Origin of the sequence: Wenzhouxiangella sp. XN24, assembly GCF_011064545.1 — a bacterium.
Lineage (GTDB): Bacteria > Pseudomonadota > Gammaproteobacteria > Steroidobacterales > XN24 > XN24.
The window spans coordinates 1-13,953 of record NZ_JAAMFG010000017.1 but is presented as its reverse complement, the minus strand read 5'-3'; the positions used below and the strand labels follow the sequence as shown (position 1 = coordinate 13,953).

Sequence of the window (13,953 nt, the reverse complement as noted above, 5' to 3'; positions counted from 1 at the left end):
TCACCTTGATCCATACACCAGGCACCGAGGGATGCACCCCACTTCGCGTATCCTACTGCCCGGAACCGCTATAGGCTAAACGATGAGCTTCTATGACCGACATGTCCTGCCGCGCATCGTGCACCTCGCCTGCAGCACCCGGCCGGCGATGCGCCAGCGGTCGAAGGTCGTGCCGCGGGCCCGCGGCGACGTGCTGGAGATTGGCATCGGCTCCGGGCTCAACCTGCCGTTTTACGACCCGGCCAGGGTGCGCCGCGTCTGGGGGCTGGAGCCATCGCCCGAGATGGTGGACCGGGCGCGGGAAGTGGCCGAGGGCCTGGCGCTGGACGTCGAATTCATCCCGCTGCCGGGACACGAGTTGCCGCTCGAAGACAACAGCGTCGATACGGTGCTGACGACTTACACGCTGTGCACGGTACCCGATCCGACCGAGGTGCTGGAGCAGGCCAGGCGCGTGCTCCGGCCGGGTGGCGAATTGATTTTCTGCGAGCACGGCGCCGCGCCTGATCGCTGGGTCCGTCGCCAGCAGGCGTTGATCAATCCCGTGTGGTCGCGCCTCGGCGGCGGCTGCAATCTGGATCGCGTGATTCCGGACATGCTCGAAGCGGGCGGCTTCAAGCCAGGCCGACTCGAAACGGGCTACATCCCCGGCTGGCGCCCAGCCTGTTTCAACTATTGGGGCAACGCGGTGCCGCGATAGTCGGGGAAGCCCTTGCGCGTCTCGAAGTCGCGGTAACGGGTGCTGAACAGGTTGGAGCCGGAGAGTCTGTCCAGCTCCAGCAGCAAGTCATCGAGGCCGTGGTTGCGGTGCCTGCAACAGCTCACGTAGTCGCGCAGCACATCCGTGAATGCCCGTCCCGATGTCTCGCGCAAGGCGGCGTCGACCTGCAGGAAATAGACGGCGCCGCCCCAGTACATGGTGGGATAGTTACCTTCGGCACGCAGGCGCGGGGCGGCGGCGGCGAAGGGCCGCTCCGGGTAGCGGTAGCGCCGTTCCGCGCGCGCCAGCTTCCACTCGTAACGCCGCGCGACTTCCTCGGGTGAAAGCTCTCCCATGGCCTGCATCACCTGGTATTGCATATAGCTGGCGAAACCTTCCGCGAACCAGGCGTGACGGGAGCCCAGGTAGGGCAAGGCGAGGTGGCTGAGTTCATGCGACGCTGTCCAGTCCGCGCGCAACGCTTCCGCGGAATAAGCCGGATCCACGTGGAAGTGCACGCCCTGGATGCGGCCACGCTGCGTGTTGGCCCACGGCACGGGTTCGCGCGCGTCGTTGCGCCGATGGAAGGTCACGTGCACATCGAAAGGGAAGGGGCCGACCAGTCGCTCGACGCCGGCCCGGGTGTCCTCCACCCATCGCTTCAGTTTTTCCTGTTCCGCCGGGGAGAATTCGTCCGACCACTCGAAGCGCAGCGCCGTGTCCGCCTGGTTGCAAAGCGGCAGCGTGCCGAAGCGATTCATGCCGGAGCCGCCGTCGGAGCCCGCGTCGTACACGTAGCCGTAGACGGGCCGGCTGTGCCGCTTCTGCAGGATGGCCCCGCGCACCCACTGGACCCGGGCGTCGTCCACCTGCAGGGTCGGCTCCGTCCACGCCTCGCCGGCCGCCCGCGACGTATGGAACAGCTGGCCGGTCCCGGCTTCGATGAACAGCACATGCACGCTGTCAGCGTGGCCGACGGCGTCCGCGCCGACCTGGTCCGAGTCCACGGCGTTCTGCACTACGGCGCGACGCGTGACCTGTACCGGCTCGGAGAATGCCCCATCCGGTCCGATGCGCCGCTCCCACAGCCGGCCGTCTGCAAGGCGATAGATCACGCTGAGAGTCTCCGAATCCGGCAGGTAGACCAGCGGCAGGATCGCGCCGACGTCCTCGCTCCCTGTGCCCAGTCCGTTCGCGAGCAAGCGGCGCGGCGTCAGTTCGCCGTCCGGGCGCAATTGCCGATACCACGCGGTGCCGTCGTCGCCGGTGTAGGCGAGGTGGATGACGTCCCCGGGGTCACGCACCAGCATGGGTCCCGACAGCTTCGGCTCGACCCCGGCGTCGATCACCGTCTCCGGGCCCCAGTTGCCCTGGGCCGAACGCACGCGGTAGCGGATTTTCTCCGGCCCCCCGTAGACGCCCACGACGCTGCCGTCGGAGCGCACGGCGAGATCCGCCACCTGGGTCGGTGGCTCCGGGGGGGAGGCCAGGCGCTCGTCGCGGATCGCCCAGCGATCCGGCCTTTCGGGGTGATCCGCAGTGAGAAACACATGATAGAAGACGTCATCCGACGTCTGGTGCAGCATGTGGATACGGTCGCCGTCGAGCACCGAGGCGAAGCCTTCGAGATCGCCGCTGGCCGGGCGATGCTCGCCATCCATCTCCTGCCAGCTCATGCCGCCATCGGATGACTTGACGGCCATCAGCATGTTGTCGGTTTCCGCCGGCTCCATGAGGAAGTAGTAGTCGCCGCCGGCGGTTTCCCACGGGCCGATGCGGGCGGGCGTTTCCACGAACGTGCCGCCGAGGTGTCCGGCCGGCACCTCGAGCGTGACGGCAGCCGTGGCGACGGCGGGAACGGGCTGCTCCCGAGCGTCCAGCACCCGGAACTCGAAGCGGTCTCCGGTCGCGTTGCGCGCGGCGCCATCGGCGAAGTGGCGAATGACCAGCGGGAATTCCCACTCGGTGTGGCGGGACGAACCGCTCTGCGCCGGCAACGCGCGCGCCGGGGCCTGGCGGGCGAAACTGACGCCGGCGCCCCCGGCAAACGGTCGACCGGATCCCGCGATCAGGTCGGCGGTGTCCGCTCCGTGGCTGAACGCCCCCGCAGCCATGATGCTCGCCCGGGGAGACCGGGGAAGGCCCTCGACGGTCAGCGAGCGCAGTTCGAGTGCGCTGCCCCCGGGCACGAAGACGCCGCTGTTGAGCGCATCGATCGGTCCTGGCGGTCGTTGGGTGAACACCAGCGCCTCGTCGTCGTATTCCACGGTGATTTCCGAGTCCTCGAGGACCACCTTCAGTTCCGCCCACTGTCCGGTCTGCACGTCGTAGCGATGGGTCGCCAGGCGCACTTCCTCACCGTCCCGCAATTGCACCAGGTGCAGGCCGTGGCCCCCCTCCAGGTCCACGCGGTAATGATTCAGCGCGTCCCGGTAGTCGAATACCAGGCCCGCCGTGGACGCGCCGGCGGGCAGACGCAATATTGCAGCGACCTCGACCGGCTCCCAGTGCACGTCATGCAGGCCAAGGGCCAGGATCGCGTCGGTGCCTGGCTCGAATCGCAGGTGGCCGCCGTCGGCCGTCTCCTGCCGGTGCAGCGCCGACTCGTCGCCCTGGCGCCAGCCCCAGGACGCGCCTGCGGGGTCCCCCGGCGGCGTCTCGAAGTCCAGCACGTTCACCTTCGCCGGTTGCGGGAAATTCTCCGCCAGCATCGCTTCCCAGGCGCCGTCGTTGCGCCGCCATTCGAGTCGGTAGGGCCCCGCAGTGTCCGCCGCATCCGGGTGTTCGAGTTCGAGGCGCAGCCGGAAGGGCTGGTCCGCCAGCACCCGTGCCACTTCGTTGATTCCGCCCGCCCAGCCGTGGTCGGCATTCAACCCGGCGTCGAAGTCGCTGCGCACCCGGTAGGCGGACTGGCGTGCTGTCCGTTCGGCCGGATCCGCCGGCGTCGCCGACTCCGTAATCCCGGTTTCTTGCGCCCGTTGGGTGGGCTCAACCAATGCAGCGGTTTCGTGTCCAGGCTGGCTACAGCCTGTGAGTATCGCCGCCAATCCGAGGGCGGCCGAGGCGCTCAGCGTAGTCCGGCGCCGGCACTTCCGACGTCGTGCAGGAATCGATTTCATCTCTGGACTCCTTCAGAGGCCGCGCGCCCAGGCGGGCCGCAGCGGGGCACGCTCCGGGTGCGCAATGGCAGAGCGCAGTTCGGCGAGCAGCCGATCCTTGTCTGCGCCGAGTACGCCCTTGAGCACCAGCCAGTTCGAGGCGTGATCCGAGCGGAACATCGTGTCCTCGAGTTCCAGTGCCGCAAGAAAGCGCTCCATTTCGCGAAACAGCCCAGGCGGGTCGAGGGGTTCCCATTCGGGAAAGCCGGCGCGAAACCGGGCCTCGCCGAGCGGGAAGCTGACCACCAGGGTGGCGACATATTCGGGCTGGCAGAGGTTCATCAACCGGGCTGATTCGTCGGCGTGCTGCGCGGAATACACTGCGCCGCCCAGGCCGTTGAGAATCATGACCGAACGCCCGATGCCCGCCTCGGCGAGCTTGTCCAGCGCCACGCGCGTCGAGTCGAAGGTCTCGCCCTTGCCGACGCGTGCCAGCACCGTGTCGTCGCCGGATTCGGCACCGACATACGCCAGCTTCAGCCCGGCCGCCCGCAATTCGGTGAGCTCCGCCACCGACTTGCGACGCAGGTTGCGCGGCAGGCAATAGCTGGAGACCCGTTCCACACCGGGCAGGTGCTGCGCAATCGCCTCCAGTATCACCAGCAGCCGCCGGGTAGGCAGCACCAGTGCATCGCCGTCGGCGAGAAACACGCGGCGGACGCGATCGGCTCCGGCGGTCGCCGCGGTGCGGCGGATCGAATCGATGACTTCCGCTTCGTCACGCGCGCGGAATTTCTTCTGCGGCGCCGTGTACATCTCGCAGAAGCTGCACTTGTTCCACGAACAGCCGTCGGTGACCGGCAGGACGAGCGAACGCGCTTCGCTGGGTGGGCGGAACACCGGTTCGACGTAACGGATGGGTGCGGTCTCGATCAACGGCATGCGCGGCTCGTCTCTTTTGCTCGGCAAGTTGCATTTTAGCGTTGCCGGGACTGCGTTCGTATTACAGCGCGCCGGAACGTGATTCCGTCACCGGCCGAAGGCGCTGCGGAATCGACTTTCGGCTTCCTGTCTATAGTAAATGCAGGCAAGCCAACTAAAGAGTGCTTCATGCACGGCGCCACACTGCTGTTGGTGATTCTCGCCGCGGGACTGGCCAGCCAGTGGCTCGCCTGGCGGATCAAGTTCCCCACCATCGTCGTCCTGATCGCGGCGGGCATCCTGCTCGGTCCGGTGACCGGAGTGATCGAGATCGGCCTGCCGCCGGAGCAGTTGACGGAACTCATCGGGCTCGGGGTCGCCATCATCCTGTTCGAGGGATCGATGGAGCTGAAGCTGGGGGAGTTGCGCCGGGTCGGGCACGGCATCGGCCGCCTGACGATCCTGGGGCCCCCGCTGGCCTGGCTGTTCGGCACGCTCGCCGCCCATTATCTCGCCGGCCTGAGCTGGCCGGTCGCCACGGTGCTCGGCGCGATCCTCGTCGTGACCGGCCCCACGGTCATCGGCCCGCTCGTGCAGCAGGCCCGGCTGAACAAGGAGTCGGCGGCGCTGTTGAAATGGGAGGGAATCGCGAATGACCCGGTCGGTGTCCTCCTGGCCGTGTTGACCTTCCAGTACTTCACCGTCGCCGGGGAGGATTTCTCTACCACGCTGCTCAGTCTCGGCATGGCCCTCGCGGCGGCGGCGTCGCTGGGTGGTCTCGGGGGATGGCTGACTGGCTGGGTGTTCCGCCGCGGATGGGTGCCGGAGCACTTGAAGCCGCCGATCCTTATGGTGCTCGTGCTCGTGGTGTACTGGCTCAGCAACCTCGTGCAGCATGAGTCGGGCTTGCTGAGCGTCACGGTGATGGGGCTGGTGATCGGCAACATGCACCTGGTCGAGCGGGAGGTGCTGCAGCATTTCAAGGAAAACCTGTCGGTGATCCTGCTCTCGATGTTGTTCATCGTCATTCCCTCGCAGCTCGAGCTGCAGCACTTCGGCCTGCTGGACTGGCACCTGGTGGTGTTCGTGGCGGCCATGCTTTTCGTCGTGCGGCCTGCGACTATCGGGTTGGCCACCATCGGCGCGCCCATGCGCAAGGAAGACAAGCTGCTGCTCGCGTGGATCGCGCCGCGGGGCATCGTCGCGGCCGCGGCCGCGAGTATCTTCGGCCCCGGCCTGGTGGCCAGAGGCTATCCGGACGCGGAACGCCTGCTGCCGATCGTCTTCCTGCTCATCATCGTCACGGCGCTGGCGCATGGTTTGAGCATCGGCGTGATCACGCGCCGCCTGGACCTCGCCGCGCGGCGTGCCAACGGCGCGTTGATCGTCGGCGCGAACCGCTGGACGCACGCGCTCGCGGCGGCGCTGCAGGAACTTCGTGTGGATGTGCTGGTGGCGGATGCCTCGCGACGGCGCCTTGCGCCCTTCCGCGATGACGGGATCCAGACCTACGATGGCGAGATCCTTTCCGAGGATGCGGAGCAGCGACTGGACGTGCAGCACCTGAGTTTTCTTCTCGCGGCCACCGACAATGATTTCTACAACGCGCTGGTCTGCAAGGCGCGCGGCGGCAGCTTCGGCCGCCATCGCAGCCTGCAACTCGCGACCAACCGGGAAGCGCGCGAAAAAGAAGAGCGTATGACACTCCAGCATCGCGGCTATACGGCATTCGGCAGCGATGCCGATTACGACAGCCTCGTGAAACGGCTGGACCAGGGCTGGACGGTGCAGGCTACGCGCCTGGACGATGATTTCGGGCTGCAGCAACTCGGTGAGCACCTCGGCGAGCGGGGCGAGGAATGGTTGCTGCTTGCGGGATTGTCCGCGCAGGGCAAATTCGCGCTCTGGGTTGAAAACCAGCCTTTCGCCCCTGCTCCGGGATGGACACTGCTTTATTTCGCGCCGGCCGGGCGATCGCCGGGTGGATGACCGTGGTTGCTGCTACGCTGAAAGCTGAACGCTGCAAGAGGAACTGAGCATGCACTGGACGAGAATCCTGGGAATCGCGCTGATCGTCGCGGGCGCGATCATGCTGTACATGGGCTGGACGGCGACGGAGAGCCTGACCGAGCAGGCCAGCGAAGCGATCGCCGGCAGTTATACCGAGGGCACGCGCAGGTACCTGATCGGCGGCGCGGTGTCGGCCGTCGTCGGTTTGCTCCTGGTGGTTTTCGGCGCCAGGCGCTGAGTAACCCGCAGTGAGCAAGCCGCGATTCCGCGTGTTTCGTGATGTCGTGGTGTTCCAGGCCAAGCTGCTGATCGACGGGCTGCGGGACTTGTTGCTCAGCCCGGTTTCGATCATGGCTGCGTTGGTCGATCTGCTGGTGCCGGGCGATGACGGCGGCAAGCGGTTCTACGGCGTCGTGTCCTTCGGGCGCAGAACGGAGAAGTGGATCAACCTGTTCGGTGCTGCCGACCGGCTTGGGCCGGAGGCTCCGCCACAGGGCATCGACTCGTTGCTCGAGGAAGTCGAGAGACTGATGCGCGACCCCGATCGGCGGGAGGAAGCGAGGGATCGCGTGCAGTCGTTTGTCGAACAAGTCGGGAAAGGCGCACGTCGTCGGGACGATCAACGACCGCACGTGGAATGACCTTCGCGGGCGCATGAGGAGGTGCGTGCCATGCGAACAAGTCCAGTGGTGGCTGCGGCGTGCATGGCGTTCACGCCGCTCATGGCATGACCGTGGCGTTTCAGGTCAACAGCGACGTGGGAGTCGTGGACGGCAGCACGGACCTCGTGCCGGCGCTGGAGGCGGCCCTCGCGGATATTGCTATCGGGGTGCGCCCATGAACATCGCCGGGCCGGTCGTCAGAAGGTCTGCCCGAGGTACAGGAAAGCGGACCTGCGGTCGTCCTCGCCGAGGCCATAACCGAGGTACAACGGTCCCAGCAAGGTGTCGAACACCACGAACAGGCTCCCTGCCGTCAGCGTGTTGCGAAAGGTGATTTCGTCACGGCTCTGCCAGACATTGCCGGCCTCGAGCGAAAAGCCGAGATAAACCGGATTGCTTAATGTGGCCAGTGGCTCCTGTCCGAGCCTGCCGTAGTAGAGCAATCGCCCGATCCCACGATGCCTGCCACGGAGCTCGCCGCTCGCATAGCCGGAAAGGTTGAACGGACCGCCGAGGATGAACGGCTCGACACCGGGCGTCCGATCGCGGACCGTACTGTCGAAGTTCCACCAGCTGAGGAACGTGTGCCGGCCCCAGGTGACGGGCTTCAGCAGGAAGGCGCTGGCCAGGTCGAAGTCTCCGTCTGAGCCGAGGCTGGGGCGTGAACCGTTCCAGGCCAGCGCCATCAGTGTGCCGTGCAGTGGAATGTCCACCTGGTCAATGGTGTCGTATGCGATCTGGGCGAGTAACGCGCCGAGGTTGCCCTCTCCGGTCGCTATGCCCGGATCACCGATCCGCAGTGACTCGTCGCTCCACAGGCGCAGCACGCCGAGGCGCAACTCTCCCCAGTTGCCGAGTTGTCGTCCGCCTTCCAGCGAGATACTCGTCTGGCGAGACCGCAGTTGCGCCAGCTGAATACCGTCGTCGAAGAACCCTTCGTTCGTACGACGTACTTCGAATTTCGGGTTCAGGAACCAGCGCGTGCCGTAATCGAGCGGCTGGAATATCTCGGTGAAGAGGCGCGGTGACTCGCCGACCTGGAGTTCCGCCCGGAACTCGCCGCCCAGTGAATTGATTTCGGTCATCGTGAGCCGCGTGGCGACGTTGTAGTTGCTGTCGCCGTCGAAATCGTCTTCCAGGTTGATGCCGAAACGCAGGTAGTTGGGCCCCCAGCTCTTGGCGGTGCTCTCGATCTCCAGCGCGGTGCGGCCGCTTTCTGCAATGACGTCATAGGTGACGGTCTCGAAAGCATCGAGCGAGTAGATGTCGCGGATGTTCCGCTCGAGCTCGTCGACCTCCAGCGGTTCGCCTGCAAGCCTTGTCAGCCTTGCTTCGATCGCCTTTGGCGACAGCCCCGACTGGTTGACGACCCGGACGGCATCTACCGTCGGCGGCGCGCCGCGGCGCCCGGCGATTTCTGACCGGTACGCGTGATATGCCTTTTCCGGGACAGAAAATCGAGCAAGCGACTCGGCGTGTCCCTCCGCCGCAATCCGACCCGCTTCCATGGCTTCGGCGAGTCGATGAAATTCCTGGCTGCCGAGTGCGCCGAGGTCCGGCTTGATATGGACGTCATCCTCCCCCAGGAATCGGAGCTGCTCCTCGGCCTGGTTGTTGATGAGTATCGTGAGCATCTGGCTGGTGATGGCCAGAGCGGAACCCAGCTTTTCCTTCGGTTGTAGAGGAAAGCCAAGGTCTACGGCGATGATGATGTCGGCGCCCATGTCGCGCATGATCTCGATCGGCAGGTTGCTGGATATGCCGCCGTCGGCCAGCAGCCGCCCATCGACCCGTTCCGGCTTGAAGATTCCCGGCACCGCCATGCTGGCATGCATGGCGACGACCAAATCCCCGGAGTCGAACACCACCATTTCTCCGCTGCCGATATCGGTCGCTACGGAACGAAACGGGATGGGAAGCGCGTCGAAGTCTTCCACTGTCGCGACAGGAAGCGTCAGCCGGCGGAGCGCCAGGTCCAGGTTCTGGCCCTGTACCAACCCCCCCGGGAGCAGCAACCCGCTGCGGTCGATGCCGAGGTCGAAGTCCACCAGGAAGCTGAGATCGTCGGACTTGCGGCGGAAAGACCGTTGCGAGCGGGGCGGACGGTCTCTCAGAAGCACGTTCCAGTCCGCTGTCCTGACGACCTCTTCGAGCTCGTCGGCGCTCAACCCTGCGGCATAGAGCCCGCCCACCACGGCGCCCATGCTGGTGCCGGCGATGTAATCCACTGGCACCTTCAGGTCTTCCAGCACGCGAATGACGCCGACATGCGCACCGCCTCGCGCACCGCCCCCGCTAAGCACCAGGCCGACGGTCGGCCGCGCGCCGACTTCATGGGCTACGAATATGGCCAGGACGGCGAAAAAGAGCAGGGCGCGTTTATGCCGCATCTCGCAGGCGTCTACGCACGGCCGCTTGCCGATCACGGCGGCACCACCGTCGTTTCCGCCCGCAGCCTGCCGAACATGGTGTCACGGTACATCCAGACCAGCGCCACGGCGAGCGCAACGTTGAGGTAGTTTTCCCAGGGCTGCGCTTCCGGCCAGAACGCCACGTTGAGCTGCCAGTGAATCACGATGGGCAGCAGGAGATTGCCGCCAGTCCGGTTGTACACGACCGCCATCACGACGCCCACTGCGGTGACGCCGATGACGAACGGCGCGAGGGCCCATGCGGTGTGCGGCGTGCCGCCGAGGAAGAACGCCGGGATATGCCAGATCGCCCAGGCGAAACCCACGATGAGCCCGGCCCATACCGGTGCGAGGACGCGCTGCAGCAAGGGCAGCATGAGGCCACGCCAGCCGAATTCCTCGACCGGCCCCAGCACCAGCATGAACGCGGTGACCAGGAGCACCTCGGCAAACGGTTGCAGCACGAGCAACTCGTTGAACGGCGTGCCGTTGAGTATCGCGCTGAGTATCTTCACCAGCGGCAGGGCGAGGAACGCGAGCGCCCACCATGCCGGCGCGACGCCGCGCAGCGACAGGCGACCCAGAAAACGCCGCAGGCCGCCGATTCCGGCATGCCGCAGGACCAGGGTGAAGGCAACCACGGCAGGAGACCAGACAGCCAGTATGTAGATCGGGTGAGTGACGCCGAACTCCCCGAACAGCGACTCCATCAGGTCGCTTTCGAAGATCATGAGCGCCATGAGGCCCCAGGTGATTCCGAAGGTGAGCAAGACGAACGGGATCACCGCGCGTGTGGCGATGTCCTTCGCTGCCTGCGGTGCACCGTGCGTGCGGTTCGGGGTTCGGGCCGTCAAGTGACTGTATCCCTGGCGTGGATCGCATCGTCCCGCAACAACGGCTCGAAGTGATACCGCTCGCCGAGCTTTTTCGGCCGACGGGTGAGCAGCACGTTGACTGCGCCGCTCGCAAACTCAGCAAGCAAGCAGGCGAAGACAATGGACGATGAGCAGTTGATGGCTCGGCCCCTGGGTTGTCGGCAACGCAAACAGGTTAATCGAAAAAAATTTGATTTACTGATAACCGGGGCACTACGCTTTCACCGGTTTGTTATCCGGCGGGTGTCCGCCGAGGCTCACCCGTGGGGAAAACGTGGATGAAGTTTCGCACAAGTATGGCGACGGCTGTTTTGCTGGGAGGCGCGCTGTTGCTCTCCGGTTGCAACCCGTTCACCCGGATCGATGAAGGCGCAGCCATGAAGGGCCTCGACGGCACCTGGACCGTCGCCTTCATCGCGGGCGAGGAAATCAAGGACAAATCGGTCGTGCCGACCATCACCATCGACTCTGGCAACAGCACGCTCAGCGGCCACAATGGGTGCAATACCTTCCGGGGCCGTTACAGTTTCGAGGACGGCAAGCTGAAGGCCAGGCTGGCCGAGACCCGGATGGCTTGTCCCAACGATGTCGCAACAGCGGCGAGCAACGAGATCAGGACCGTGCTGGACGAAGGCGCCGAGGTGGTCAAGGTGGAGATGGGCGTGGGCCGGGTGCTGATGTTCAAGAGCGAGTCCGCGGAGCTGCGGTTGTTCCCGCCCGAGGCGTCTGAGTGATGCATGCCGGCAGTCTATCCCGGCTCGCGGCGCCGGCCGGCAAGGCCTGCGCCGTGGTCCTGGCCGCGCTGCTGGTCGGCTGTAACAGCCTGCAACGGGGTGTGGGGGAGAGCGACGCGAATGCGGCGCCGTCGCCGGTCGTCGCGCGGGCGGATGCAGCGGCAGCCGGCATGAGCACGACGCGTGTCGACGACCCCGTGCCGGCTCACGGCCTGCGCCTGCCGGCGACCTTCCGCGGCGACCTGCCCTGCGCGGATTGCGCAGGGGTGCGCCATCATCTCGACCTGTGGCCCGACCAGGTGTTCCACCTGCGCCGTGAATGGCTCGGCAAGGACATGGTGCGCGGTGACATGGGGCGCTGGCGGGTCGATCCCTCGCGCCGCGCCCTGGTGCTGCACGGCGGCGCGGAGATGCCGCTGCAGTTCCAGGTTCTCGGACCTGAGCGGTTGCGGCAGCTCGATCTCGCGGGCGAGCCCATCGTCTCGGAGCTGCCCTACGAGCTGAGCAGCGACGGGACGCTGGAGATGGCGGATATTCCGTCGTTCTTCCTCGGCCAGATGACCTACATGGCGGATTCCGCCCGTTTCACCGACTGCCTGACCGGGCGCAGCTACCCGATCGCACCCGGGGAGCAGGCCCTGCAGTTGCAGCGGGAATACCTGGCCACCGTCAGCGAACCCGGCGGCAAGCTCATGGTCCACTTCGAAGGCGTGCTGAAACAGTGGCCCGGCATGGAGGGCGGTCGGCTGCAGCCGACACTGGTGGTCGACCGCTTCATCGCCGTCCGGCCAGAGGCGTCCTGCGGCCCCTCCAGGGCGACGGCCTCCCTGACCAACACCTACTGGCGGATCGAGCGCATGCGGGGTGCCCGGGTGGAGGTGGTGGGCGGGCGCCGCGAGCCGCACATCATCCTGCGCGAGGTGGACGGCGAGCGGAGCTTCGCGGCGACCGTCGGCTGCAACCAGTTCGTGGGCAAGCTTGAGATGGAGGGCGCATCGCTGCGCTTTGCCGGCGCCGCCACGACGCTCATGGCCTGCCCCCCGCCGCTGGCGGAGATGGAACAGCAATTGCGCAGCGTGCTGGAGAACACCCGGGGCTGGCATGTCACCGGTAATGTTCTCGGCCTCAGGAACGAAGCCGGGGACGACATCGCCTTGCTGGTGGCCGTCTATTTGTGAGACTTCGACACGCTGAGACCCTGGCGCCGTGAGCCGATGCGTCGCTCGCGGCCATCCCCACGCTATGCCATCGCCCCGAACGACCGCACGGCGCTCAAGAGCCGCCAAACCCGTCCGTCGGCTTTGCCCTGGTGGCCTGGAGTTCCTGCCAGCCCCTGCGCAGGACGCGCGCGGCCGAGCGTGAGAACACCGCCAGGAGCAGGATCGCAACCAGGATGTCCGGCCAGCCCGAATCGAAGATCCAGACAGCGAGGGCCGCGCCGATCACTGCGAAGCCCTCGACGACATCGTTACGCGAGCACTCCCATACCGATGCCATGTTGACGTCGTCGTCGCGATGTCGGGACAGCAGCAGCAGGCAGATCGAATTCGCAGCCAGGTTCAGCACGGCGAACGTCCCCATGGTCTCGACGATGGGTGCACCGGGATGCTGGAGACGCCAGATGATGTGAGCGGCGACGGCGATCGCGGCGGCGGAAATGAGCAGGCCCTTGAACAGGGCGACGCGGGCCCGCGCTGCGGGGCTGGCGCCCACCACGGCGAGGCTGATGGCGTAGGTGAGCGCGTCGCCCAGGTTGTCCAGTGTGCCGGACAACAGCGAGGAGGAGCCGCTGAGCACCGAGCCCGTGACCATCATCACGAAGGTCGCGGCGTTGATCAGGAGCACCCAGATCAGCACCCGGCGCTGGCCGGCTTCCAGCGCTTCGGTCCGCAGCGGTTTCGAGCAGCAGTCGTCGGCCATCGTCCAGTCACCTTCGAATCGGGCGTGTCCCGGCGGCGCGATGAGCTACGGTTTAGCTTGAGACTCGACCGGGAATATTCCCAAACATACATGACCCGAACAGCGAAACAAGAATCCCCGCTCGATCGGTCCGTCGGGCTCTGGCAACTCGTTTTCTACGGTTCCGGGACGATCCTCGGCGCCGGGATCTTCGTGGTCGTGGGCGAGGTCGTGGGGGAGGCGGGCCGCCTCGCGCCGCTGGCCTACGTGCTCGCCGGCGTCGTGGCCATCACCTCGGCCCTGTCCTTCGCGGAGATGGGCGCGCGCATTCCGACGGCCGGCGGGCCGATCGACTATCTCGAGCGGGCCTTCCATGTCCGTTGGCTCGGTTCCGGGGCCGGATGGATGCTGATCGTCGCGAACACGGTGTCGGCGGCCACCATCGTCACGGGGTTCGTCGCCTATCTCAACAGCTTCGCTGCCGTGCCGGACTGGATGGCCACCGTGGTGCTCGTCATCGTCCTGGGCGGCGTCGCCGTCGCCGGCATGAAAGAAAGCACCTGGCTCATGACGGCGACCACGCTCATCGGCATCGCCGCCCTGCTTGCCGTGCTGTGGGCGTTGCGGGGCGCGCTGGCCGCGG

Annotated in this window: 12 protein-coding genes; 7 read left to right on the top strand and 5 right to left on the bottom strand. The window is 66.2% G+C overall.

All coding sequences use genetic code 11. The annotated features are described in order from the left end of the window. Positions 1 to 82: 82 nt before the first annotated feature. Positions 83 to 700: a class I SAM-dependent methyltransferase gene (locus G6032_RS00265; RefSeq protein ID WP_165280126.1), complete on the top strand. Its 618-nt coding sequence runs from the start codon at positions 83 to 85 to the stop codon at positions 698 to 700. Here the strand turns inward: G6032_RS00265 and G6032_RS00260 are convergent. Further along, a complete protein-coding gene (locus tag G6032_RS00260) occupies positions 673 to 3,696 on the bottom strand; it encodes a hypothetical protein (protein ID WP_165280125.1) in 3,024 nt (1,007 codons plus the stop codon). The genes G6032_RS00265 and G6032_RS00260 overlap by 28 nt on opposite strands. Before the next feature lie 135 nt (positions 3,697 to 3,831). Further along, positions 3,832 to 4,740 (bottom strand): radical SAM protein, encoded by a 909-nt coding sequence (locus G6032_RS00255; RefSeq protein WP_165280124.1) that lies wholly within the window; start codon positions 4,738 to 4,740, stop codon positions 3,832 to 3,834. Positions 4,741 to 4,908: 168 nt separating this feature from the next. Here G6032_RS00255 and G6032_RS00250 point away from each other — a divergent pair, with 168 nt between their 5' ends. The 3 genes from G6032_RS00250 to G6032_RS00240 are packed head-to-tail and all read left to right on the top strand — an operon-like array spanning position 4,909 to position 7,370. Next, the gene (locus G6032_RS00250; protein ID WP_165280123.1) at positions 4,909 to 6,708 is read left to right on the top strand and encodes a sodium:proton antiporter; all 1,800 of its coding nucleotides are present in this window, start codon (positions 4,909 to 4,911) and stop codon (positions 6,706 to 6,708) included. Between the two features lie 49 nt (positions 6,709 to 6,757). Next, on the top strand, positions 6,758 to 6,967 hold the full coding sequence (locus G6032_RS00245) for a DUF3185 family protein (RefSeq protein ID WP_165280122.1): 210 nt from the start codon (positions 6,758 to 6,760) through the stop codon (positions 6,965 to 6,967). 10 nt (positions 6,968 to 6,977) lie between these two features. Then, positions 6,978 to 7,370, top strand: coding sequence for a hypothetical protein (locus G6032_RS00240; RefSeq protein ID WP_165280121.1), 393 nt, complete (start codon positions 6,978 to 6,980; stop codon positions 7,368 to 7,370). A 218-nt stretch (positions 7,371 to 7,588) separates the two neighbouring features. Here the strand turns inward: G6032_RS00240 and G6032_RS00235 are convergent, their stop codons facing one another. Together G6032_RS00235 and G6032_RS00230 are read right to left on the bottom strand one after the other, a co-directional pair. Beyond that, positions 7,589 to 9,781, bottom strand: a complete 2,193-nt coding sequence (locus G6032_RS00235) for a patatin-like phospholipase family protein (protein WP_165280120.1) — start codon at positions 9,779 to 9,781, stop codon at positions 7,589 to 7,591. Positions 9,782 to 9,813: 32 nt separating this feature from the next. After that, a complete protein-coding gene (locus G6032_RS00230) occupies positions 9,814 to 10,656 on the bottom strand; it encodes a type II CAAX endopeptidase family protein (protein ID WP_165280119.1) in 843 nt (280 codons plus the stop codon). Positions 10,657 to 10,955: 299 nt separating this feature from the next. Between G6032_RS00230 and G6032_RS00225 the strand changes: the two genes are divergently transcribed. Together G6032_RS00225 and G6032_RS00220 are read left to right on the top strand one after the other, a co-directional pair. Beyond that, positions 10,956 to 11,411, top strand: coding sequence for an META domain-containing protein (locus tag G6032_RS00225; protein WP_165280118.1), 456 nt, complete (start codon positions 10,956 to 10,958; stop codon positions 11,409 to 11,411). Further along, entirely contained in the window at positions 11,411 to 12,589 is a 1,179-nt protein-coding gene (locus G6032_RS00220; RefSeq protein WP_165280117.1) for an META domain-containing protein, read from the top strand. The genes G6032_RS00225 and G6032_RS00220 overlap by 1 nt, the downstream gene beginning before the upstream one ends. 94 nt (positions 12,590 to 12,683) lie before the next feature. Here G6032_RS00220 and G6032_RS00215 read toward each other — a convergent pair whose 3' ends face one another. Further along, on the bottom strand, positions 12,684 to 13,331 hold the full coding sequence (locus G6032_RS00215; RefSeq protein WP_165280116.1) for a cation transporter: 648 nt from the start codon (positions 13,329 to 13,331) through the stop codon (positions 12,684 to 12,686). Between the two features lie 90 nt (positions 13,332 to 13,421). On the opposite strand from G6032_RS00215, the gene G6032_RS00210 reads away from it, so the two are divergent. Then, on the top strand, positions 13,422 to 13,953 hold a 532-nt coding region (locus G6032_RS00210; RefSeq protein ID WP_165280115.1), incomplete at its 3' end, for an amino acid permease.

Excerpts from the sequence above, each read along its gene's own strand:
- G6032_RS00225 (WP_165280118.1), top strand. The coding sequence starts at position 10,956 with ATGAAGTTTCGCACAAGTATGGCGACGGCTGTTTTGCTGGGAGGCGCG.
- G6032_RS00255 (WP_165280124.1), bottom strand. The coding sequence starts at position 4,740 with ATGCCGTTGATCGAGACCGCACCCATCCGTTACGTCGAACCGGTGTTC.
- G6032_RS00250 (WP_165280123.1), top strand. The coding sequence starts at position 4,909 with ATGCACGGCGCCACACTGCTGTTGGTGATTCTCGCCGCGGGACTGGCC.
- G6032_RS00235 (WP_165280120.1), bottom strand. The coding sequence starts at position 9,781 with ATGCGGCATAAACGCGCCCTGCTCTTTTTCGCCGTCCTGGCCATATTC.
- G6032_RS00215 (WP_165280116.1), bottom strand. The coding sequence starts at position 13,331 with ATGGCCGACGACTGCTGCTCGAAACCGCTGCGGACCGAAGCGCTGGAA.
- G6032_RS00245 (WP_165280122.1), top strand. The coding sequence starts at position 6,758 with ATGCACTGGACGAGAATCCTGGGAATCGCGCTGATCGTCGCGGGCGCG.
- G6032_RS00220 (WP_165280117.1), top strand. The coding sequence starts at position 11,411 with ATGCATGCCGGCAGTCTATCCCGGCTCGCGGCGCCGGCCGGCAAGGCC.
- G6032_RS00265 (WP_165280126.1), top strand. The coding sequence starts at position 83 with ATGAGCTTCTATGACCGACATGTCCTGCCGCGCATCGTGCACCTCGCC.